The sequence below is a fragment of the Flavobacterium sp. RSP46 genome (genome assembly GCF_003984825.1).
GTDB lineage: Bacteria > Bacteroidota > Bacteroidia > Flavobacteriales > Flavobacteriaceae > Flavobacterium.
This window is the reverse complement of the sequence record NZ_RYDM01000002.1, coordinates 90,638-115,025: the sequence shown is the minus strand read 5'-3', so window position 1 is coordinate 115,025 and position 24,388 is coordinate 90,638. Positions and strand designations below refer to the sequence as shown.

The 24,388-nt window shown below is 33.4% G+C and carries 24 protein-coding genes; 18 read left to right on the top strand and 6 right to left on the bottom strand.

The window, feature by feature from the left end:
- Positions 1–121 precede the first annotated feature (121 nt).
- The 18 genes from EKM01_RS04825 to EKM01_RS04740 all read left to right on the top strand — a co-directional run bounded on the left by EKM01_RS04825 (position 122) and on the right by EKM01_RS04740 (position 17,276).
- Positions 122–2,530, top strand: a complete 2,409-nt coding sequence (locus EKM01_RS04825; protein ID WP_126459843.1) for a thiamine pyrophosphate-dependent enzyme — start codon at positions 122–124, stop codon at positions 2,528–2,530.
- 341 nt (positions 2,531–2,871) lie between these two features.
- Positions 2,872–3,549: a peptidoglycan DD-metalloendopeptidase family protein gene (locus EKM01_RS04820; protein WP_126767141.1), complete on the top strand. Its 678-nt coding sequence runs from the start codon at positions 2,872–2,874 to the stop codon at positions 3,547–3,549.
- Between the two features lie 3 nt (positions 3,550–3,552).
- Positions 3,553–4,035, top strand: coding sequence for a hypothetical protein (locus tag EKM01_RS04815; protein WP_126555770.1), 483 nt, complete (start codon positions 3,553–3,555; stop codon positions 4,033–4,035).
- Positions 4,036–4,360: 325 nt separating this feature from the next.
- Positions 4,361–4,912, top strand: a complete 552-nt coding sequence (locus EKM01_RS04810; RefSeq protein WP_126460145.1) for an AraC family transcriptional regulator — start codon at positions 4,361–4,363, stop codon at positions 4,910–4,912.
- A 29-nt stretch (positions 4,913–4,941) separates the two neighbouring features.
- A complete protein-coding gene (locus EKM01_RS04805) occupies positions 4,942–7,554 on the top strand; it encodes an ATP-binding protein (protein WP_126767138.1) in 2,613 nt (870 codons plus the stop codon).
- Between the two features lie 2 nt (positions 7,555–7,556).
- Positions 7,557–7,991 (top strand): response regulator, encoded by a 435-nt coding sequence (locus tag EKM01_RS04800; RefSeq protein WP_126459855.1) that lies wholly within the window; start codon positions 7,557–7,559, stop codon positions 7,989–7,991.
- Between the two features lie 205 nt (positions 7,992–8,196).
- Positions 8,197–8,388, top strand: coding sequence for a hypothetical protein (locus EKM01_RS04795; RefSeq protein ID WP_126555764.1), 192 nt, complete (start codon positions 8,197–8,199; stop codon positions 8,386–8,388).
- Between the two features lie 302 nt (positions 8,389–8,690).
- Positions 8,691–8,912, top strand: a complete 222-nt coding sequence (locus tag EKM01_RS04790) for a hypothetical protein (RefSeq protein ID WP_126555761.1) — start codon at positions 8,691–8,693, stop codon at positions 8,910–8,912.
- A gap of 122 nt (positions 8,913–9,034) precedes the next feature.
- On the top strand, positions 9,035–9,469 hold the full coding sequence (locus EKM01_RS04785; RefSeq protein WP_199749399.1) for a hypothetical protein: 435 nt from the start codon (positions 9,035–9,037) through the stop codon (positions 9,467–9,469).
- Positions 9,470–9,744: 275 nt separating this feature from the next.
- Complete coding sequence (locus EKM01_RS04780; protein WP_126459867.1) at positions 9,745–9,963, top strand: hypothetical protein; 219 nt, start codon at positions 9,745–9,747, stop codon at positions 9,961–9,963.
- A gap of 397 nt (positions 9,964–10,360) precedes the next feature.
- Positions 10,361–10,999: a porin family protein gene (locus tag EKM01_RS04775; RefSeq protein ID WP_126459870.1), complete on the top strand. Its 639-nt coding sequence runs from the start codon at positions 10,361–10,363 to the stop codon at positions 10,997–10,999.
- 33 nt (positions 11,000–11,032) lie between these two features.
- The gene (locus tag EKM01_RS04770; protein ID WP_126459873.1) at positions 11,033–11,185 is read left to right on the top strand and encodes a lmo0937 family membrane protein; all 153 of its coding nucleotides are present in this window, start codon (positions 11,033–11,035) and stop codon (positions 11,183–11,185) included.
- A gap of 26 nt (positions 11,186–11,211) precedes the next feature.
- The gene (locus tag EKM01_RS04765) at positions 11,212–11,481 is read left to right on the top strand and encodes a YtxH domain-containing protein (protein ID WP_126555752.1); all 270 of its coding nucleotides are present in this window, start codon (positions 11,212–11,214) and stop codon (positions 11,479–11,481) included.
- 150 nt (positions 11,482–11,631) lie between these two features.
- Complete coding sequence (locus EKM01_RS04760; RefSeq protein ID WP_126459879.1) at positions 11,632–11,838, top strand: histidine kinase dimerization/phospho-acceptor domain-containing protein; 207 nt, start codon at positions 11,632–11,634, stop codon at positions 11,836–11,838.
- A 364-nt stretch (positions 11,839–12,202) separates the two neighbouring features.
- Entirely contained in the window at positions 12,203–13,894 is a 1,692-nt protein-coding gene (locus EKM01_RS04755; protein ID WP_126576257.1) for an Ig-like domain-containing protein, read from the top strand.
- Between the two features lie 3 nt (positions 13,895–13,897).
- Positions 13,898–15,931: an OmpA family protein gene (locus tag EKM01_RS04750; protein ID WP_126767135.1), complete on the top strand. Its 2,034-nt coding sequence runs from the start codon at positions 13,898–13,900 to the stop codon at positions 15,929–15,931.
- A gap of 429 nt (positions 15,932–16,360) precedes the next feature.
- On the top strand, positions 16,361–16,840 hold the full coding sequence (locus tag EKM01_RS04745; RefSeq protein WP_126562180.1) for a nuclear transport factor 2 family protein: 480 nt from the start codon (positions 16,361–16,363) through the stop codon (positions 16,838–16,840).
- The gene (locus EKM01_RS04740) at positions 16,830–17,276 is read left to right on the top strand and encodes a DinB family protein (protein WP_126576258.1); all 447 of its coding nucleotides are present in this window, start codon (positions 16,830–16,832) and stop codon (positions 17,274–17,276) included. The genes EKM01_RS04745 and EKM01_RS04740 overlap by 11 nt, the downstream gene beginning before the upstream one ends.
- Positions 17,277–17,861: 585 nt before the next feature.
- Here the strand turns inward: EKM01_RS04740 and EKM01_RS04735 are convergent.
- The 6 genes from EKM01_RS04735 to EKM01_RS04710 all read right to left on the bottom strand — a co-directional run bounded on the left by EKM01_RS04735 (position 17,862) and on the right by EKM01_RS04710 (position 24,255).
- A complete protein-coding gene (locus tag EKM01_RS04735; RefSeq protein ID WP_126562181.1) occupies positions 17,862–18,908 on the bottom strand; it encodes an o-succinylbenzoate synthase in 1,047 nt (348 codons plus the stop codon).
- Positions 18,909–19,045: 137 nt separating this feature from the next.
- Positions 19,046–20,254, bottom strand: a complete 1,209-nt coding sequence (locus EKM01_RS04730) for a M48 family metallopeptidase (RefSeq protein WP_126562182.1) — start codon at positions 20,252–20,254, stop codon at positions 19,046–19,048.
- Positions 20,255–20,439: 185 nt separating this feature from the next.
- A complete protein-coding gene (locus EKM01_RS04725; protein ID WP_126454851.1) occupies positions 20,440–21,117 on the bottom strand; it encodes a metal-dependent hydrolase in 678 nt (225 codons plus the stop codon).
- A 54-nt stretch (positions 21,118–21,171) separates the two neighbouring features.
- Positions 21,172–22,134 carry a 1,4-dihydroxy-2-naphthoate octaprenyltransferase gene (gene menA, locus EKM01_RS04720; protein ID WP_126555727.1) on the bottom strand — a complete coding sequence of 321 codons (963 nt, stop codon included), beginning with the start codon at positions 22,132–22,134 and terminating at the stop codon, positions 21,172–21,174.
- Between the two features lie 85 nt (positions 22,135–22,219).
- Entirely contained in the window at positions 22,220–23,734 is a 1,515-nt protein-coding gene (locus EKM01_RS04715) for a PH domain-containing protein (RefSeq protein WP_126767132.1), read from the bottom strand.
- A complete protein-coding gene (locus EKM01_RS04710) occupies positions 23,734–24,255 on the bottom strand; it encodes a PH domain-containing protein (protein WP_126555721.1) in 522 nt (173 codons plus the stop codon). The genes EKM01_RS04715 and EKM01_RS04710 overlap by 1 nt, the downstream gene beginning before the upstream one ends.
- Between the last annotated feature and the right edge of the window lie 133 nt (positions 24,256–24,388).

Here is a 24,388-nt window from a genome sequence, read left to right as displayed (position 1 = left end):
AAAAAAATAAGATACTTTTTATTAGAATAAATTACAATAATTTAATTATATTTATTTCAATGAATTATGAATCTAGCTACTTTTTAAGTAAATTTGCACCTCAAAGTTATACTTTTCAATTATGATAAAAGAAAAAACCAATACTACATTGACATTTGAAGATTTCAAAATCGAAGTATTAAATGACTATAAAATAGCCATATTAAGCAGAGAATGCAGTCTTTTAGGACGTAAGGAAGTATTAACTGGAAAAGCTAAATTTGGGATTTTTGGAGATGGAAAAGAAGTACCACAACTGGCAATGGCGAAAGCATTCCAAAATGGAGATTTCCGTTCTGGCTACTATCGGGATCAAACGTTTATGATGGCTATTGGTGAACTTAGTATCCAACAATTTTTTGCCGGATTATATGGTCATAATGATATCGAACAAGAACCAATGTCAGCAGGAAGGCAAATGGGCGGTCACTTTGCTACCCATAGTCTAAATGAAGATGGAAGTTGGAAAAACTTAACAAAACAAAAAAACTCTAGCGCTGACATTTCCCCAACTGCCGGACAAATGCCACGTTTATTAGGACTGGCTCAAGCATCAAAAATTTACAGACAAGTCTCCGGAATACCAAATGCAGCTAATTTTTCTAATCAAGGAAATGAGATTGCCTGGGGCACCATAGGAAACGCAAGTACTTCAGAAGGCTTATTTTTTGAAACTATCAATGCAGCGGGTGTTTTACAAGTACCAATGGTAATGAGTATTTGGGATGATGAATATGGGATTTCTGTTCATGCAAGACATCAAACCACAAAAGAAAATATTTCTGAAATTTTAAAAGGATACCAAAAAGACAAAAACACAAATGGCTTTGAAATTTTAAGAGTAAAAGGGTGGGATTATGCAGACCTGATTGCCACGTATGAAAAAGCTGCCACTATAGCCCGAGAAAATCATACTCCTGTTTTGATACACGTAAATGAATTGACACAACCGCAAGGACATTCCAGTTCTGGTTCTCATGAGCGCTACAAAAATACGGACCGATTGGCCTGGGAAAAAGACTATGATTGCATCCGTCAAATGAGATTATGGATGATTGCTATCAATATTGCTTCTCCTGAAGAAATTGAAGCCATTGATACACAAGCCAAAAAAGATGTTTTAGAAGGCAAGAAAGCGGCCTGGAATGCATTTTTAGAACCCATAATTGAAGAGCAAAAAGAAATAGTCGCTCTATTACAAAAAATAGCCGAAAGCAGCAAAAACAAAGAAGCAATATTAAAACATATCGTTGATTTAAGCAGTATCAAATCTCCTTTGAAAAAGGAAATTCTGGTGACAGCACGAAAAGTATTGCGTTTAATCCTAAATGAAAATAGCAAAACTGAACTGTCACTTTGGATAAAAACCTACACTGCTAAAACACAAAAGAATTTTAGCAGCAACTTATTTTCGGAAACGGATTTAAATGTGTTCTCTGTCAAAAAAGTTTTGCCTATTTATGCTGAAGATGCCAAGGAAGATACAGATGGACGTATGATTTTGCGCGATAATTTTGATGCGATTTTTACTAAATATCCTGAAACATTAATTTTTGGTGAGGATGCCGGAGCTATTGGTGATGTCAATCAAGGTTTAGAAGGAATGCAAGAAAAATACGGAGAACTCCGCGTTGCCGATGTAGGAATTCGTGAAGCAACCATTTTAGGTCAAGGGATTGGAATGGCTTTAAGAGGTCTTCGCCCTATTGCCGAAATTCAATATTTAGATTATTTATTGTATGCAATTCAAATCATGAGTGATGATTTAGCTACGTTGCGCTATAGAACCGTAGGAAAACAAAAAGCACCATTAATTATCCGTACTCGTGGTCATCGTTTAGAAGGCATCTGGCATTCTGGTTCTCCTATGGGAATGATTATAAATGCCATTAGAGGAATTCACGTTTTAGTTCCTAGAAACATGACTCAAGCAGCCGGTTTTTATAATAGTTTATTAGAATGTGACGAACCTGCTTTAGTCATTGAGTGCCTGAACGGTTATCGATTGAAAGAAAAAATGCCTTTAAACTATGGCGAATTTAAAACACCAATTGGAGTAGTTGAAACCTTAAAACAAGGAACAGACATTACACTCGTTTCCTATGGTTCTACTTTGCGATTAGTACAGCAAGCTGCCAAGGAACTCCTTGAAATAGGTATAGATTGCGAGATTATCGACCTACAATCTTTGCTTCCGTTTGACATTAATCAAGATGTTGTAAAAAGTATTGCTAAAACAAATCGTCTTTTAGTAATTGATGAGGATGTTCCTGGTGGTGCTTCAGCTTATGTTTTACAACAAATTATTGAGCATCAAGATGGTTATAATTATTTAGACAGCAAACCTCAAACGCTAACAGCAAAAGCACATCGACCTGCTTACGGAACAGATGGTGATTATTTCTCTAAACCTTCAATAGAAGATATTTTTGAAAAAGTGTATGGTATGATGAATGAAGTAAATCCATCAAAATATCCAAATTTATACTAAGATCCAATTCATAAATTAGAATCCCAATTGGAAACGATTGGGATTTTTTTTGATAGAAAAAATACATAAACTCATTTCTAAACAGTCATTAGATAATCCATTATTAGATTGTTTATCCCATTTAACGGATGAGCATGAAAAGTTGATGACGTTTTAAAAGAAAAATTCAGCTGCTAAACTCGGTACCTATTTATAAATAAATTCTTAAAATTAGGAGTTAAAAATTATACTTGTACACTCAAATTAAAAGGTTCTATCTGCTAATTAAAAGTTATAAAGCGGGCGTAAAATTTTTATACAGCCTTTTTTTATTTAAATTTAAGCTTTTTAAAACCCAATAAATGACAAAACTAGAAACTATCTTACACAACATTCAAAATGTTAAAGTTATAGATCAAACAATTGATTACAACAGCTACCTGCCATTAGATTTATCCAATACAAATGAAATCTTATCAAAACGAAATATACATACCGCAGTTGCCTTTGAAGAATATATTGAGGATTATTTAGCTCAAAATAATGCAAAAGTTGCGTTTGGAGGATATAATGAAATTAGAAATTTATACAAACGGAGTGAAATTTTTAATGATACGAAAACCGATGAAAGAAACATTCACATTGGTCTAGACTTATGGATCAAGGCAGGAACGCCAGTTCTGGCAGCATTAGACGGATTTATCCACAGCTTCAATTACAATACTGGTGTGGGTGATTATGGCCCCACTATTATTCTGGAACATAAAATAGAAAATCAAAAATTCTATACTTTATACGGTCATTTGTCCCTTGAAAGCATTAGTAACATTAATATTGGTGATGTGTACGAAAAAGGAAGTCAGCTGGCTACATTAGGCGATTCTACTGTCAATGGTGATTATGCCCCACATTTGCATTTTCAGATTATAAAAAAAATAGCAAAAATCCTTGGTGATTATCCGGGTGTCTGCAGCAAAAATGATTTGAGCTACTATTTGAAAAATTGTCCGGATCCTAATATCCTATTAAAAATTAAATAAATCATGAAAAAAATAATTATTGTATTTAGCATTCTTTTACTTATTGGATGCAAATCAAAAACTATTGTAATTGCCCCAGAACCCGAATTTGAGAACGCTAAAATTGTGAAGCTGGACTTAACAGCAATCGATGCGGATCAAAAAGCCAAAGCGTATGAGTTAGGAAAGCGAGTTTTGATGACCTGTAATACTTCAAAATTCAAGCCTTTTAACCTCAATGAAGCCACAACGTCAGTAATAAAAAACACCACCGAAGAAAGACTGACAAAGACCTGTACGCGTTTTCGCCAATATTATGGAACTTTTATTGATCTTCAGTTAGTTGAGGTATATAAAAACAATTTTGACGGAAGTACTCTTTTCAGATACAAGGCATCATATACTAAAAAAGTAGCCAACAAGGAACTTCGAGTTACAATGAATGAAGAAAATAAAGTTTCTTCTATTAAATCATTAGATTGGGTAAATTCATTTTTGATGAAATAATTTTTTAAAAAATAGCAATGCATTTTTTCTTCAGGAATAGTTGTTGCAAAACAGAATAGAAATACTAAATTCCAAAAATAGTTTTAATGCCAATTATTTTAAAATTGCTAGAATATTACTGGTGAAAAATATTTAACGAAATTTACTAATTGTAAAAAATTAATTACTATAATTCAATTGAATATTTCGGATTAATATCCTATTAAAAATAGAATACCTTTAATTATATAACTTATAAGTTAAATTATATAATGTACCTTTATTACTAGAAGCTATTTTTGTCTAAACTGTAAAAGAAATATTTTTGAAACTATATATAAAATACATGGTAAGCAATCGCTGTAAAATTGCAGTGAAAGAAGAGCTAAAAAAACTAAACCTTCACTTTATGGTTGTCGATTTAGGAGAAGTTGAAATTATGGAAAATATTACTTTGGAGCAACGACAACAATTAAAAATTGCACTTTTAGATTCTGGACTTGAATTGATGGATGACAAAAAGTCAATGCTTATTGAAAAAATTAAAAATATAATTATCGAAATGGTGCACCATTCAACTGAAAATATTAAGATCAATTTTTCCGATTATTTGAGCCAACTCTTAAATCACGACTACACCTATTTATCTAACTTGTTTTCAGAAGTGCAGGGAACCACAATTGAACAATTTATAATTTCACATAAAACAGAACGGATCAAAGAATTAATTATTTACGGCGAATTAAATATAACTGAGATCGCTTGGAAAATGAATTACAGCAGTGTTGCCCATTTATCAAGTCAGTTCAAAAAAGTAACCGGACTTTCCCCTTCTCACTTTAAAAAATTAAAAGATAAAAGACGAAGCCCAATTGAAGAAATCGGGAATTTAAATTAGAACAATCAACACCTTATTTATCTACCTTCATAAATAAAACAGAAATCATTAAAAATCAAGAATCACAATACGCAAGAAGTTTAATAGAAGCCAGTCTGGATCCCATAATTGCAATAAATACGGAAGGGAAAATTACGGATATAAATCAAGCGACAATACAAATAACGGGATTTACTCGCGATTTTTTAATTGATTCTGACTTTTTTGATTATTTTACAGAAAAACAAAAAATACAAGACATCTATCATGAAGTTCTCCAGAAAGGGGCTGTGTCTGATTTTCCGCTTACAATTCAAAATAAGAATGGCAGTTTTACGGATGTATTGTTTAATGCCTTTGTATACAAAGATAATTTAGGAACTATAATAGGCGTACTAATTGTTGCTAGAGATAGTGCAAAACAAAAATGGGCGCTAGATTTAAAAATTGCAAACAATGAACTTGCTTTTCAAAACAAGATCAAAGAAAAACGAGCTGCTGAATTAGTTATTGCCAATGAAGAATTGGCTTTTCAAAACAATGAAAAAGAAAAACGCGCGGATGAATTAGTTATTGCCAATAAGGAGCTTTTATTTCAAAGTAAAGAAAAAGAAAAACGAGAAATTGTAAATAAAAAACTAGAGGAACTTACGTACAACGCAAAATTAGCGTATCAGTATTCACTCAGTTTAATTGAAGCGAGTCGTGATCCATTGGTTACAATTAATACCAAAGGAAAAATTACTGACATGAATGAAGCCTTAGTAAATATCACAGGAATCCCTCGAGAGGAACTTACTGATTCTGATTTTTTTGATTATTTTACGGAACAACAAAACGCAAGAGAAGTATATCAGGAAGTATTTGAGAAAGGATCTGTTGCAGATTCACCACTTACACTACGGCATAAAGACGGCAAACTAACAGATGTATTATTCAACGGATCCGTATACAAAGATGACAAAGGAAACATCCTTGGTGTAGTAATTGTTGCCAGAGATGTTACTGAGCAAAAAAGAATTGCGACAGAGTTGATTGAGGCCAGAGTTTTTGCTGAGTTAACTACAGAAATTGCTGAAGAAGCTAAAAAAAATGCTGAAAGCGCCACTATTATAGCAGAGAATGCCGTAAAAGCAAAACAACAATTCTTATCAAATATGAGTCACGAAATACGTACCCCAATGAATGCCATCATTGGATTTACAAAAGTGGTTTTGAAAACAGAATTGACACCCAAACAAAAAGAATACATCAGTGCGATTAAGATGAGTGGTGATGCCCTAATTGTGCTGATCAACGACATACTCGATCTAGCAAAAGTTGACGCAGGAAAGATGACATTTGAAAAAAAACCTTTCAAAATGAAATCATCCATATCAGCTATGCTGCATTTATTTGAAACAAAAATTCAAGAAAAAAACTTACGATTAATAAAGCAATACGACAGTAAAATACCAAATGTACTTGTGGGAGACCCGGTGCGTTTGCATCAGATTATTTTAAACCTCGTGAGCAATGCCGTAAAGTTTACATCAAAAGGAAACATTACAGTAAGCGTACATTTGATACATGAAGACGAAGATCGAGTCATTATTGAATTTGCCGTTACTGATACCGGAATTGGTATCCCAGAAGAAAAAATAGACAAAATATTTGAAAATTTTCAACAAGCTTCCAGTGGAACTTCACGATTGTACGGAGGAACGGGACTAGGTCTGGCAATTGTCAAACAGCTGATAGAGCCACAAGGCGGGACTATAAGGGTAAGAAGTACCCTAAATGAAGGTTCTACATTTAGTTTTACTTTAAGTTTTCAGAAAACAAATGCCGATGTTGAATTAGAAAATGAGTTAATCGAATTAGATACCGAAATCAAGAATATTAAAGTCTTAGTAGTTGAAGATATTCCGCTCAATCAATTGCTAATGAAGACATTATTAGACGATTTTGGATTTGAGTGCGATATTGCCGAAAACGGGAAAATAGCTATCGAAAAACTAAAAGCGAAAGAGTACGATATTATTCTAATGGATTTACAAATGCCAGAGATGAACGGATTTGAAGCTACAGAGTATATCCGTAAGAAAATGAATTCAAAAGTCCCAATTATTGCTTTAACTGCTGATGTCACCACAGTTGATTTAGCTAAATGCAAATCGGTAGGAATGAATGACCACCTTGCAAAACCAGTTGACGAAAGACTGCTGTACAGCAAAATTGTTGGAATATTAAAAAAACCAAAACTGGAAAAACTGAGTGAAAAACTTAATAACGGTTTAAAGGAAAACAATAGTAAAGAGAAAAAAATAAAATGTATTGATTTGATTTATTTGAATCAAAAAACAAAATCAAATCCAACCTTAATGATGGAAATGATATCCCTGTATTTAGTACAAACACCGCCTTTAATGAATACTATAAAGCAAAGTTTAGAGGACAAAAACTGGAAATTATTAGGCGCTGCTGCTCATAAAATGATCCCTTCATTTGCCATAATGGGTATTAACAGTGATTTTGAAAATATGGCAAAAAAAATTCAGAACTTTGCAATTACACAAGATCAATCAGAGGGAATATATGATTTAGTATTACAACTAGAAAAAATTTGTCTGCAAGCCTGTATTGAACTAGAGGAAGAACTTAATATAATTAAAAACACATAATAGTGAAAAACGAAAATAAAATAAAAATCTTCTTAGTAGATGATGATGCATTATTTTTAAAATCTTTAGAAATTGAATTTACCACAAATACTGATTTTATCGTTGAAACCTTCTCTACCGGTGAACACTGCTTGGCAAATATATCCAATAATCCAGATGTGATCATTTTAGATTACCAACTTGATGGTATTGAGAAAAATGCCATAAACGGAATTAAAACTTTAGATCAAATTAAAGCTTTCAATCCAGATATTCCAGTGATCATGTTGTCCTCACAGGATAAGATTGAAATTGCAGTAAACTGTATGCATCACAAAGCATTTGATTATGTAGTAAAAAGTGAAACTGCCTTTATTCGGTTAAATAAAAATATCAAAACTATTTTTAAATATCAAAAAATGACAAAGGAATTGAATTGGTTCATGGATAGAATGTGATACTAAATCCCTTTTTTTTAAGTGTGAATGATGTAACTTTTATAGACAATTATATAACACTCGTAAAGTCTAATCGGAATACATTTGTATTGTAATACCATTATTTACAGCTGTTTGAAGATATTTTTATTTTGTGTATTTGTTTCTAATTAGACTTTCACGAGAAATTACTAAAACTATAGCAATCCATTTAAAAAAAAGAAATATGAATCTTAAAAGAATCTTTGGAACTGTACTTACTTTTCTTGGAATTAGCGGTCTAATCTATACTGCGGTATTATTTTCTAGTGCCTCAGACGATATGAGTGACATTAAATCCCTCCTTATTTATGGCATATTAGGTGCCGTATTTTTCGCTTCAGGTATTAGTCTGATTCGTACAACAAAAGATGAATAATAAAATATCTTCACTCTGCACAACTGTCAAAACAACACTCCATAAATAGAACGGAATTATCTTATAATTTAAATTGTTTTATACCAAATTGACAACTCTATAGCTGTACTTTAAAAGCCATTTGCTCAAGCACACCCACTGGAACTGTTTAATTTCTTGAGTGAGGATGAACATTTTTTAAAATAAAATTCGAAATCAAACATCCCAATCAGATGACACCAAATCAGCAACATACCTTTGTAAAAGAATATTTTTCAAAAGCATAAACGCATCTCCATACAATCACTTTTAAATAAAAAAAAATGAAAACAAGAACCATTGGAATCGCGATGATTTTTTTAGGAGTAATTCTGTTACTTTACAACAGCTTTAACTATGTAACCACTGAAAAAATTGTTGATATAGGCCCAATACAAATAAATAAAAAAGTAAACCATCCAATAAAATGGTCCCCCATTATAGGTGCTGTACTTGCTATTGGAGGAGTTGTTTTAATTATGAAAGACAAGAAACAAAGTAATTAATTACAAAGAATAAATTTTTTATTAATCTGTGAATATTACAAGTTTAAATAAAAGTTATTCAACAACTAATTTAATAAAAAAACTTAAATTTGTATTATATATACTCTTAAAATAAAACTAAAATGAAAATAAGTGCTGATTTAAAAAAAATATTTATGGGTGGTTTAGCAATGCTGATGCTGCTTTCGATTTCTTCATGTGGTAAAAACATTGCTTTTCAAAATTCTATTGTGGTCCCCGCAGCAAATGGCTCGGTAAATGTCACAAAAGACAGTAACAAAAATTATTTGATAAAAATAAAAATATCAGATTTAGCCGAAGTAAACAGATTACAGCCTTCAAAAAATGTTTACGTTGTCTGGATGGAAACAGACGGGGATATTGTAAGAAATATTGGTCAAATAAAAAGCAATAGCGGATTTTTGTCCTCAAAACTTAGAGCAACTTTTGAAACAGTTACAGCCTACAAGCCGTCAAAAATATTTATAACTGCTGAAGATGACGGAGATATTCAATATCCGGGGATGCAGATGATTTTGTCTACCAACCAATTTTAAATTTATAAAACCTACCTGATATGAATCCATACCTGGTAGGTTTTATTTTTAAAAAGTTACCTTTTCTTTTTTTGGAATAGCAATAATCCAAAAAAACCTTAGAACATGAAACCCGCAATAACAATTCTTACTCTGGAATAAACAACCGTATTTTGAATAAATTTACTTTATAACCACTACTTTATCAAGTATTTATTCTAATTATTAAAGATGAAATTCGTGAATTTGATTGCATCTTTTTAAAAAAAATAAAGGTTACCTTAAACTATTTTAGTATGAAAACAGAAAAACAACTTAGCGAATCTATTCTTGAAATTACGATAAAAATACACGACCAGTATCCTGAGTTATCTAAATACCTAGCGGAGATTCCCATCACTGTTCCAATTATTTCAAATCCTGAAATAAATATCCAAACATTAACAAATTACTACAAGTCTTTAGAAAATATCCTTAAAGAATACACTATTAATCACCCTAGAACTGCCAATTAATCAATTCCGGTATATGAAATGAATGAGGCAAAATACATGTGGCTCTAAGCCTTAGTCTGTAACCCGTGAATAATGTAACTAATCCTAAAAGTTATGTAATCGTTTTTAGGTATAAAGTGGATATTCCAGAGCAAACTGAACACCCTATTCCGGTTTAAACTGTACATAAAGAGCTGAACTTTGTAAAGTGACAATTCTTTCACAGGTAATTATCAATAAAGCGGAATGAATCAGATTTAAAAGGAAATTGGAAAGACAAAAATAAAAATCAAAAGAAAAATTTGGAGATTGAAAAAAGTGTGAATAATATAAACTTATCAAAAAGTATTGTAACATAATTATTTTGAAACAGTTGCATCTTTGCAAAGAACAATTTTTTAATTAAAAAATTAAACAAATGAAAAAATCAAAATCAATTATTTTAGCTTCACTATTTGTAAGCCTTATCACTTTTACAACTATTGAAGCACAAGAAAAAACAGCTTCTTTTGGTTTTAAAGGAGGATTAAATTTCTCAAATCTTTACACGGATAATGTAGATGACAATAATGTATTAACAGGTTTTAATGCCGGTTTATATGCTAAGCTTCCCATTACTAATGCTATTGCTATTCAGCCTGAGATTAACTATACCACAAAAGGAGCAGAACTGGTGTACAACAATTCTTTTGCTAACGGAACAGCTAAATTCAATGTCAATTATATTGAAGTACCAGTCTTATTGGTAATGAATCTTACCGATAATTTTAATGTCCATGTTGGGCCTTATGCCGCTTATATGGTAAGTGGTAAAACAACCAATGATTCTAACTTATTTAGTTCCGAAAGTGAATTAGACACCAATGATTTCAATAAGTTTGACGCCGGTATCTCCGGAGGTATTGGTATCGATTTAGATGTTGCAAACTTTGGAGTACGATATAATTATGGTTTAACCAAAGTAGGAAAAGAAAGAAATTATTCCGGTACTAATTACACTTATCCTGATGCAAAAAATAGCGTATTGAGCGTATATGTGGGACTTAGACTTAACTAGAAATTAAAATATTAATCATTAAAAACTAAAATCATGAGCAATCTATTATATACCATAGCCGTAATTTTAATTATCTTTTGGGCGGTTGGGTTCTTCGCATACAGCGCGGGATCAATTATTCACATCCTTTTGGTTATAGCTGTAATAGCAGTGATATTGAGACTGATAAAAGGCCGAGGAATTTAAATTCATTGTTATTAAAAATAAACATTATGAAAGCAGATAAAATTATATTAGGAGTATTAGGAGGAGTTGCCGTAGGAGCATTATTAGGAGTCTTGTTTGCGCCTGAAAAAGGAGACAAAACAAGAAGAAAAATCATGGACAAAAGCAATGATTATGCTGATGAACTAAAAGGCAAATTAGACTCTTTATTAGGGACAATAACTCAAAAGTATGAGAAAATTTGGAACGAAGGCGAAAATTTAATTGGCAAGGGAGAAACTAAATTTGTAGAAGCTAAAAAGGAATTTAAAATTTAAAATTTTTAAATTACAGTTACAAAAAGATTCTCAATATCAATTTGTTCCAATTTTCAGTGTGGAAAACAATGTAACTACAGTATAAATGCTTTTTAAAAAAGCAAAAGAAACCATAAAGAATATATAAAAGGTCTTGAAGAAATGATCTTCATGACCTCGCATAGAGTGAGGCAACCTATTGCCAATATCATTGGGTTAGCCAATTTACTTGAGGAATCTATAAATTCCCCAAATGAATTAAAGGAATTTTCAGAGTACATAAAACAATCTACCATAGCGCTGGATATTTTTACAAACGAATTGACAACATTTATTTTTGCATTAGAAAAAAAAGGTAAAAAGAAAAAAAAGACATAAACAGATTATATTCGTATTATTTACAAATCAAGAATGAAAATTCTTGATTTTTTTTATGTCTTTTTTTAAAATTAATTTTTGCGTTTTACGCTATTTACTTTTTTGAACTTAAAATTGAACATCGATATAAAACTACAAAAAAGCTTTTAAACTGTAAAGAGATCCTGTAAAAGGCCACTATTCTCTTTTAATATTGCGTTAAGCAAACACAAAATATAACTAATTGATTTTTAATACATAAAAGTAAAGATGACAATTTACAAGAGTAAATCTTGCAAGTAATTTCGCTAATTCCATAACATATTCCTACTTTAATAAACTCACCTTTGTCTGCATATAACTTAATCCCCTAAATAAACAAAAAATGAAAATTAAAAATTTATTAGTAACTTTTGCAATACTATTTATTGCATTAATTTCTGGTTGCGCTAAGGATGACTTTCAAGAAATTGATGGTGTTTGTCCAGAAGTTATCTCGACAAGCCCTGAAAATGGAGCTATTAATGTAGCACTAGACAAATCGATTACCGTTATTTTCAATGAGGAGATGAACGCATCAACTTTTAACCAATCCTCTTTTACTTTACAAGGCTCCACTTTAGTTACAGGAACTGTTTCATTCAGTGGAACAACTGCTACACTTGATCCTACATCCCCATTATCTGCGAACACAACCTATACCGGTAAAATTAAAACATCCGTTAAAGATGTAATGGGAAATGCATTACAAGTAGACTATGTTTGGACATTTAGTACCGGATCTACAGTTACTCCAATGGTAATAGAAACAGATCCGTTGAACAATGCCACCAATGTATTTCTGAATAAAGTGGTTGCGGCAGAGTTCAATATGCCAATGAATCAAGCGACTGTAAACGCTACCAATTTCACCTTAAAACAAGGCGCTAATTCCGTTGCTGGTACGGTTACTTATAACGGAACAAAAGCTTATTTTGTACCTAGTATTCCTTTAACTGTCAATACCGTCTATACAAGTACGATCACAACTGGAGTCAAAAATATACAAGGAACATCACTTACAAATAACTTTGTTTGGACATTTACCACAGGCGCCACTAGTGGACCTTCAGTAGTCACAACAGATCCTGAAAATAATTCTTCTGGTGTTGCTCTGAATAAAACTATTACTGCTGGTTTTAGTGTAGAAATGGATCCTACTACTATTAGTAATTCTACCTTTACTTTAAAAAATGGTACTACAGCGGTAGCAGGAGCTATTTCCTATTCAGGGACTACACTTTCCTTTATTCCTACAAGCCCACTTACAGCAGGGACTACTTATACCGCAACAATTAGTACAGCTGCTAAAAATTTAGCGGGTACTCCTCTGGCAAACGATTACGTTTGGAACTTTAGTACTAGTTCAAACTTGGTTGGAAATACAGTAAATCTTGGATCAGCAGAAAGATTTGGAATTTTATCCGGTGTTGGAGTAAGTAATAATGCAGGTTTCAGTGTAATTAATAATATGGATGTGGGTATCAGTCCTGGTGTTCGTTCTTCAATAACAGGCTTTCCTCCCGCAGTTATAATAAATGGTGCTATTTATGCTTCTGATGATACTGCCCCTGTAGGGATTGCTGCCCTGCTAACACAAGCAAAACTAGACCTGACTAATGCATATCTTTTTGCAGAAGGAGCTTCTTATAGTGCGCCAATAACTGTATCCGGTGATCAGGGCGGAAAAACACTTGTTGCAGGTATATACAAATCAACATCCACACTTTTAGTACAAAATGGAGATTTGACTCTTACCGGTTCTGCAACTGACGTTTGGATCTTCCAAGTCGCATCTGCTTTTACTACTGTTGGTGGTGCAGGTGGAAATATAAAACTTAGTGGTGGAGCACTTGCTAAGAATGTGTATTGGCAAACGGGAAGTTCTGCAACTATTGGAAACTACACAAAATTTGAAGGGAATATATTAGCCTTGCAATCTATAACAATGGGAGCATATTCAACTGCAAATGGCAGAATGCTTGCTCGAAATGGAGCAGTAGTAATGACGCACACAAATATAATCTCTAAACCGTAAAAAATGAAAACTAAAAATAATTTCAAAATGGGATCATGCGCTGCATGGTCCCCTAATAATCTGAATTTCAAAAGTGTTGCGATAGTTGCTTTGACATGGTGGAGCATTCAAACCCAAGTTCAGGCACAAGAAACACTAGTAGTAAAATATGCAAAACCTACTTGGCTTTTTGGAGCTGCAGCTGGTGCCAATTTTAATTTTTATCGCGGTTCAACAAATCAGTTGAATGCTAATTTCACACCACCCGCTACTTTCCATGAGGGAGACGGTATTGGACTTTTCATTGCGCCGCTTGTAGAATACAGGCCTGCTGATTCCAGATGGGGCATCATGTTTCAAGCAGGTTATGACAGCCGTAAAGGTTCTTTTGACCCCGTTACTACCGCATGTGACTGTCCTGCAGATTTATCTACTGATCTTAGTTACATCACCGTGGAACCCAGCGTACGTTTTGCTCCGTTCAAATCTAATTTCTATGTGTATGGAGGCCCGCGTTTAGCTTTCAACTTAGACAAATCATTTACCTATCAATTGGGCACTAATACGGCATTTCCGGATCAAGAGCCTTCTCCTGAAGTAAGAGGTGATTTTAGTGCCATTAACAAAACAATTTTATCTCTTCAAATTGGAGCTGGATATGACATTCCGCTATCTTCAGACAGCAACAAAACACAATTTATATTGTCGCCTTTTGTCGCTTTCCAACCCTATTTTGGTCAAGATCCACGTGCTACAGAAACATGGAACAATACTACTGTCAGAGCTGGTGTTGCGCTCAAATTTGGACAAGGGAAAAATATTCAGGAAGCAACAGATCTGGCTAAGGACCGTGAAGTACAGTTCTCCGTAAATTCTCCTAGTAATGTTCCGGGAGAAAGAAGAATGACAGAGATTTTCCCACTTAGAAACTATGTGTTTTTTAATCAAGGATCTACTGAAATTCCAAGTCGTTATGTTGTATTAACGAAAGACCAAGTAAAAGACTTCAAAGAAGACCAACTGGAAGTTTTTGTTCCAAAAAAATTGTCTGATCGTTCTAAACGTCAAATGACTGTGTATTATAATGTATTGAACATTCTGGGTGATCGAATGCAAAAAAATCCTACAGCTACAATTATCTTGGTAGGTTCGTCAGAAAAAGGATCCCAAGAGGGTTTAGTAATGGCAGCATCAATCAAGACTTATCTAGTATATATATTTGCTATTGATCCGTCTAGAATCATGACTAAAGGTCAAGACAAACCAACTATACCTTCTGAACAACCAGGCGGAACTCAAGAACTAGTCTTACTTCGTGAAGGCGATCGCAGAGTTTCTATCGAAAGTAATTCACCGGATTTACTAATGGAATTTCAAAGTGGACCTGATGCGCAATTAAAACCTGTACAAATAATAGCACTACAAGAAGCTCCTATTGAAAGCTATGTTAGCTTCAACAATAAAGGAGCCGGTGAAGCCTTATCTTCATGGTCATTACAAATTACTGATGAGCAAGGTACGGTTCAAAATTTTGGACCATATACTCAAGACGAAGTTAAAATTCCTGGAAAAGCAATTTTAGGGAGCCGTCCAGAAGGTGATTACACCGTAAAAATGATTGGTCAAACTAAAAGTGGTAAAATTGTAGAAAAAGAAACTCCTGTTCACATGGTACTTTGGACTCCTGCAAAAATGGAGGAAGGCACCAGATATAGTATTATTTATGAATTTAATAAATCTAAAGCAATTGGTATCTATGAAAAATACCTTAGCGAAGTAGTAACCCCACAAATACCTGTTGGCGCAACAGTACTAATTCACGGTCATACTGATAGTATTGGTGAAAAAACCTACAATCAAAACTTGTCTTTAGCCCGTGCTAACGATGTGAAAGGGATCCTTGAAAAAGGGTTATCTAAAGCCGGTAGGAATGACGTAAAATTTGAAGTAACCGGAGAGGGCGAGAATGAAAATAATTCTCCTTTTGAAAACAAAACCCCTGAAGAACGTTTTTACAACCGTACCGTCATAATTGATATAATGCCCGCTATTAAATAAGTAAAATGCACGTATTATAAATTGACAAAGAGGGTAGAAACGCAAAGTTCTATCCTCTTTTTTTGTGCTGAAATTTATTTCAGATATCATGAATAGAAATTCATTTTCATAATTAAGTAGCAAGAAAGATATATTCTCGCAATTATTAAAGAAAATTTTTGCAACAGATTGGGCTGATTAAAAATATTTTAAAGCTATGAAGCGCATTAATCTATGCAAATCTGTGAAATCTATGGAAAGAAATGAAGATCTTTATTACTATTTTAGTCCCAAATTAATACCAATTTTTTTGAATTAATTTATTAGTTCTGAATCTTATAATTTTACAAAGTAAAGGTAAATTAGACGTAATCCCCTTCCAATTTTGATTTTAAACACTTACTTTTCGTAAAAATTTTAGTATTTTTACTTTTCACTTTATTTAAAAACATGACCGAAAACGAGAAAATCCTTACCAAATTCTATAGTGCTATTGCAAATGCAGATTCACCAACAATGTGTAACTGTTATGATTCCAGTATTCAATTTCGTGATCCAGTTTTTGGTCTATTAAAGGGAAATGATGTTTGCCTAATGTGGAAAATGCTCCTCGAAAAAAGCAAAGGGAATATTACAATTAAATTCTCTGCGGTCAAGGCTGATGACTATATTGGCTCCGTACAATTTATAGCTACCTACAATTTCAGTAAGACTAATAGAAAAGTAGTAAATCGTATTCAGGCACAATTTCAGTTTAAAGACGGATTAATTATAAAACACACCGATGATTTTGATATTTTTAAATGGTCCAAACAAGCTTTTGGAATCACCGGATACCTACTAGGCTGGACTGGTTTTTTTCATAAAAAAATTCAAGAGCAAGCCCTTTTATCATTAAAAAAATATAAAGAAACTCAACATGCTGATTGACACCCTGAAAATGCTTTTCATTAGAGATTTAAACATTCTGAAATCCGAAATTGAATCGTATGAAAACGAAAGTGATATTTGGAAAACACAAAAAGGAATCGCTAATTCAGCCGGAAATCTATGCTTGCATATTATAGGAAATCTCAACACATATATTGGAGCCCAATATGGAAAGACGGGTTATATAAGAAACAGACCATTAGAATTTTCACTGAAAGATATTTCAAGAGCAGAATTATTATCAAAAATCGAAGAAACGATAGTTATCCTTGTCAATGCACTTAATACCCTCTCAGAAGAAGATTTGAAAATGGAATATCCACTTTTAGTTTTAAAGAACAAAACTTCAACTGAGTTCATACTCCTCCATTTGACCACGCACCTTGCCTATCATTTGGGACAAATTAATTACCACAGGCGATTATTGGACGCTTAAATATTTCCCACAATATTCAATTTACTGTAATTCGATTAGTTATAACAAACATCTTACTCGCAAATAAATATAAAATACGAATAAGAGATAACGACTATAATGTAATATTGATATCCAATCCTCTAAAACTCCCATCCCGGTTCAGTCCACTAAAAAATATTCTGTTTTAGAAATTCTTCAGTTTATAAGTAATAACCATGGTATAATGTCGTATTTTAAAATCAGGATAAAATTATGTAACAATCTGATTTAAAGATATTTTACTTAAAGTTAATTCTTTTGACTTTACGACTTTTAAACTTTCGACTTACTTAACGTTGTCCGCATTAATATTCTATTTTAGAAAAACACTATTTATTCCGTTATGTTTTGCTTTACTCATTAGTTTTATTCTATATCCTGTTTGTAAGTGGATTGAAAAAAAGGAATACAAAAAGGATTAGCTATCTTTATTTGTATTTTAGAACCTCACTTTTGGCAGGTCCCGTTATTTATTTATTATAAAATTGATAGCGGACCGCACTCCTAGTTAGAAGACATTATCCGTTTTGTTAGGAGAGGGCGAACAAAAAAAGACGAGATAATCTATTTCAAAAGAGCAAAATCAAACGCCCAGTCCAACTCCTTTTTATACCACAATTGCCCTTGTGAAACTTCCAGCGGACAGTCAAAATTATTCGTATAAAGCGCTCCGGTTCCTAATCCCTGAGGCATTGCATTGTGTTGCAAAAAAGTCCATTGCGCAATCGCATTTAGTCCAATATTACTCTCCAAAGCAGAGGTAATCCACCACCCGATTTTATGCTTTTCAGCCAATGAAATCCATTCTTGCGTGCCTCGAAAACCACCTACAAAACTAGGCTTCAAAATGATGTATTGCGGCTTGATTTTTGTCAGTAATTGCTTTTTCTCTGCCAAAGTAAACACACCGATCAGCTCTTCATCCAAAGCAATAGGAAAAGGAGCTTTTTTACACAGATCTGCCATCCTGTCAGTATGGTTTTTTTGTATCGGTTGCTCTATACTATGTAATTTAAATTCAGATAGTTGAATTAATTTATTTAAAGCTAAAGTTACATCAAAAGCACCGTTCGCATCCACCCGAATTTCGACTTGTTCCGGAGTAAAATGTTCCCGAATAAACCTTAATAACTGTAGTTCTTTATCAAAATCTATTGCTCCAATTTTGAGTTTGATGCATCTAAAACCCTGCGCTAATTTTTCCTCGATTTGCTGCTTCATAAACGCCTCTTCACCCATCCAAACTAAACCGTTTATCAGGATGGATTTTGTACCGTTTGTGAATTCAGATGGAAAGAGGAAAAAAGGGTTTTCACTCTCCAAAGATCGGAACGCCATTTCCACTCCAAATTGTATCGAAGGAAACTCTAATAACGCTTCCCAAAGCTGATCTTTTCCTAAGTGAATATTATCGCAAGTCCACTGCAATTTTTCTTCATAATCCGGTCGGTCATCAATACTCAATCCGCGAAGGATTCCGCACTCTCCTATTCCCTTTTTACCGTCTTGTTCCAAAACAATAAACCAAGTTTCTTTTTCGGTCATAACGCCACGAGAAGTTCCTGATGGACGTTTGAAATTAAGAATATATTTGTGGTAGGTTGCTTTCAAGAAATTATGAATTATGAGTTATTTCAATCTAGTAAACTTATATCTGAATTATTTTATTAAAATTTAGATGCCTAACATGGTAAAAAGAATTGTTGCTTCTTTAAAACATATAAGGCATATAAGCTTTAAAGTTCGATTTATTTATCCATTAACTTCAAAACTCTTTCAAAATCATCATTTTTAATCCCAACTTTCTTAAAAGCTGCGAAATCTTGTTTTACTTTTTGAGTCCAACTCAAACTATCCGTTACGTTTTGCGATTGATACTCTTTATAAATGGCTTTTGCAGACGAAAAATTATCATTCAATAAATACGCGTGTGCTAAATTCAGCTTTATCAATAACTCTGTATCGTCTATTTTCTCACCTTCTTTCAGGAATTTAATTGCTTTGCCGTATTGCTTCGTCAAAACATAACTGCTACCTATCGCATTATAATCCAAAGCAGTTGCTTTTCCATCATTGATAATCGTTGTCAATTTCGTGATTGCCTCACCTTGCATTCCTTGTTTAGCCAACATAGCGGCTTGCTTACGCAAATTGTCATACACACTTTTTGAAAGACTACTTTCACCAAAACAACTATTACCAAAATCCCTGAACGCCTTAGTGCGCTCTACAGCTAATAATTTCTGGAATTCCTTAAACTTGTACTTGGTTTGGATTTTATCGAGAATACAAACACAAAAATCATCTGAATTGGTCATTTTTTGAGCCAAATTAGATGTTTTGCATTGTTCAATTATTGCTTTTCTGTTTGCTAAAGTCCATCCGCGACTGAGTTTATTATCAACCCACGGCACCACTTCGAGAATGATTTTTTGGTTCATGATCCAGTTTTTACTTTCGAAACCAAACCATAAATTTCCCGAATTCGATCGCATACAAGTAGATTTCTCAGTAGAAAGTCGTTTGGCATCTTTACTCACCGGCGTGTCTTGAACCAAACAAGCATCATCCGTTTTGCCACTTTCTTTATATTGCATGGCTAATTCATCGCTAGAGAAAACAGCATACTTGCATTTATCATCACCTGATATTTTCGACAAGATAAAAACTGCTCCTGCTGAACCTTGACTGATTCCTGTTGGGTCTGGAATAGCTTTTAAAACCGAAACTAAACTGCCCACCATTTGCTGATTTTTATCCAAAAGCGTTATTCTGTATACGACCTCGGTAGTTCCTTCAGGGAAATCTTGAGTTTTTATAACGATTCTATCTCTGGCGGAAACTGTAATTTCTTCGGTTGTAGCACGGGTTTTATCCCAATAGCCATCTTTCTGAGAAAAAATAGTATTTGTTGAAATTAGAAACAGAAATAAAAAAATGAAATTCTTTTTTTGCATGATTGATATAAAATTTAAACACCAGAGCGAACAACGTTTTAGTAAAATTAACTACGAAGTTTGGTACCGGCAAACCCTAGCCCAGATAGAAGTAAAAATCCTTTTATCACCCTGTCAGGGTTTGAAACCCTGACAGGGTGATAAAAGATTGCAACGGATAGCTGGATTAGCTTCAAATAAAAAAATTACAACTCTATGGAACTTCCTATCTCTAACAACATGAGATCTTTTCCTTTATTGAAAAATTTACGAATAGCATCTTCATGATCAATTTCGATATAACCGAAAGTGTCGTAATGATACCCCAGAATTTTATCGCAATCCAAGAAATCAGAAGCGACAATAGCATCTTCAACATCCATGGTAAAATTATCACCTATGGGCAGAATGGCTAAATCGAGTTTGGTCCGCATAGGAATGAGTTTCATATCCATAGTAAGCGCTGTATCACCAGCAATATAGATGTTTTTATGTTCCCCTTCAATGACAAAACCGCCAGGATTTCCTCCATAACTGCCATCAGGAAACGAACTGGAATGAATGGCATTTACATATTTCAGTTTTCCAAAATCGAAATTCCAGCTTCCACCGTGATTCATAGGATGCGATTGAAAGCCTTTTGCACCATAATAACCGGCAATTTCAGCGTTAGAAACAATTACCGCATTCGTTCTTTTAGCTATCGCATCGACATCCAGAATATGGTCTCCGTGAGCATGTGTCACTAAAATATAATCGGCTTTTAACGTATCAATGTCAATGTGAGCTGCATTGGGATTTGCAGAAATGTACGGATCTACAATAATATGTTTGCCGCCAACTTCTATCCCTAATGCCCCGTGACCGTAAAATGTTATTTTCATCTTTTTAAATTTAAAAATAGAATGATTAAAGGATTCCGTATTTAGATTATTATTTTATCTCCCCCCTAAAAAAGTGTTTACAATTATATCCGAAAAGAAATAAATCATACCTAATGACAATAAAATTGAAAGTGCAAAAGTACTCAATGCCAGTTTTTTTAATTCAGGATCTAATTCCTTAGGATTTTGGTTTTTATAGACGGTAATTAAATGTTTAGTCAAAGGGATATACGACAATAAAAACAAGTATTGATCAAAGTGAAAATCATCTGTAATTGCAAAAATCAATACTAAAACCATCGCGGTTACAATCAGAATATAATGGTATATTTTAGCTTTGGCACCGCCAATTTTTACGACAATCGTGTTTTTATTTGATTTTTTATCTGATGCTTCGTCTCGCATATTATTCAGATTTAAAACACCTACACTCAATAATCCAATGGCTATTGCAGGTAAAACCAACAACGCATCCAATTGTTTAGAATATAAAAAATTCACTCCTAAAGTACTCACCAACCCAAAAAATACAAAGACAAACACATCGCCAAATCCACGGTATCCGTACGCCGTATTTCCAACTGTATATCGAATGGCTGATACAATTGCCAAAATTCCCAAAACCAAATAAAACAAGGAAAACCATAAATTTGTATCTCTAAACGCATAATAAATCAATAGCATCGCTGAAAGCAACGTCAAAGCTGATGTTATGATCATGGCGCGTTTCATGGCTTGCGGAGTAATCACACCGCTTTGTATGGCTCGTTTTGGTCCTACCCGATCTTCATTGTCCGTTCCTTTCATTCCGTCACCGTAATCATTGGCAAAATTGGACAATATTTGCAATCCTAATGTTGTCAATATTGCAAAACCAAACAATCGCCAGTTAAAGACTTCCGTAGGCGTTAATATGTTATCTGTTGGGTTTGCCAAAGCGTACATACTTCCAACTATTATTCCAGAAACCGATAAAGGCAAGGTGCGCAGTCGTGCGGCTTCAATCCAATGTTTCATATTTTTTTATTTAAAAGTTTGAAGTTTAAAACTTAAGCTTTATTGTAAAAAACAACTTTAAACCTTAAACTTTAAACCATTTTATTTACATCCAATTGCTATCGGAAGTTTCTATTTCGTACAACCAAAAATTAACTTGTTGTTGTAGTACTGAATAATTCCCTAATTGAAAAGCGATATTTCCTCCTGCGGTATGCAATGTTATGGAACCAATATCCAACTTTTTATGCCAAAAAAGCTGCGACGTTGTAATCGCTTGTATTTTACTGGGTTCAATAATATCATTGCTCACATCCCAAGCGCCACTTTGCTTTATTATAAAATTCTCGTGGATAAACAATCGGTCATTTTTGAATTTAAAATACTGGATTGCTCCAATAAAAATCACATAAATTGGCACCACATAATTATATTCAAAAATTATAGGTTCAATCCAATGACCAACTGCCATAAAACCAAACAAAGGTAATCCTATTGAAAGAATAACAGAAAAAACAAGTTTACGAAAATTAGGCTGAAGCATTAGTCCCTTTTCAGGAATTTGATGAAATAATAACTTCAATATGGAATCTCTTTCGGCTTCACTGCATCCCGGAATTTCTATTATTGATTTCCGTTCTTCCTTTTCACCCCCGGTAGCTTGTTTGATTTGTAGTTCTAAAATTCCCATTTTTTTTTGGAAATAATTTCTGGTAACGGACGTGATCTGAACTTTTTCAGGTTTGATGATAGTGCTTTTCGTATTCAACAAGCCAAAAGACAACAACAAAGATCCTTTTTGTCTCGCTATTCTATAATCATAATATTTAAAAACCGTACGGATCACATTTACTACCAGAACCACAACAAACAACAACAGTATTGATATTAAAATAGTTTGCAACACTGCATTTTTATCAATGTATAATCCTACTTTCTCCTTATAAGCATTGCTTTCTTCTCCAAAATTTTGAAAATTCTCATATATAGTACTAAAAAAAATTACCAATAGAGCGATACTTCTGCCATAATTAGATGTAATTCCAACTTTCAGCAAACTCAAAAAACTGATTTTAATAAAAGGATGCGCAGCTTCAAATAGTTTTTGCTCGGTTTCCTCCAATACAGTTTCTTCAGCGCCAATTTCATTCTTTATATCTTCATTTTCTAACAAACGAAATTTCAATTCCAAAGCCAGTTCTTGCGAAATCGCTTGAATAGCGCCTTCTTTTTTATTGCTTCCGGCTGTGTCTACATCCAATTCATAAACTCCAATTAATTTTTGAATAAAAGACTGATTGATATTTACCTGTTGGATTTTACGCAGCTGAATCGCGGTTTTGGTTTTATTGAAAACGCCCTCTGTAATTATAAATTCCTGATTTTCGGCATCCAAAAAGAAAGTGAAATTCAGGTATTTCAAATAAGAAACAACTCCAACACTCACAAAGAGGGCAAGCATCCCAAAGAAAAAATACAATTTATTAACCTCATCAAACTTGAAAATCCAAATCACAATCATAGGCCACAACGCTCTGGCGTAATACTGAAGCGTGTAAAAAAACATCACTAAAATCCCTATTGAAGATTGCCTCTGTGGCTGACTAAAATCGGCTCCCATTACAATTGCTTTTGTATTTTACCCATCAACAACTGTTTGATATTTTCGGCTTGTTCTTTTTCAATTCCGGGAATTTCAATATCACTGGAATTTCCGCCAGCAGTAAAAATTTCAATTTTGGCCAAACCAAAATAACGTGAAATCAGTCCTTCATGCAATGCCACATGTTGCACTCTGTTATAAGGAATTACAATCGTATTTGTAGCAATTATTCCGTGTCTGAAAAGCACATCGTGTTCCCTGAATGCAAATCCTTTTTTATGGAATCCAATAATAGAAAACACTACCAACAAAGCTGAGAATACGGGAATAACAGCTCCTATAATCAACCAGACTCTTCCTGAAAACAGTTCCGGTTTAAATGTTGAAATCAATATTGGAACAAGAATAAGTATGCCAATAAATAACGCCAAATTAATCAATACTACCCTAATATATTTAGGATGTAAATTCATAAAAGTGACTTTCTCAAATTTTGGAAGTTGGCCCGTATCAATTGTTTCGTTTGTGAAATTTTCCATTTGTAAATTTTAGTTTTTTTTGCCAAAAAGAGGCTTTCTTTTTTGCCACAAAGACCACTAAGGCGCGACGTTTTTATTTGAGTCTTTTGAGTCTGATTACTGAAACTGTTAATGAGATTTCTTCTTCGTCGAA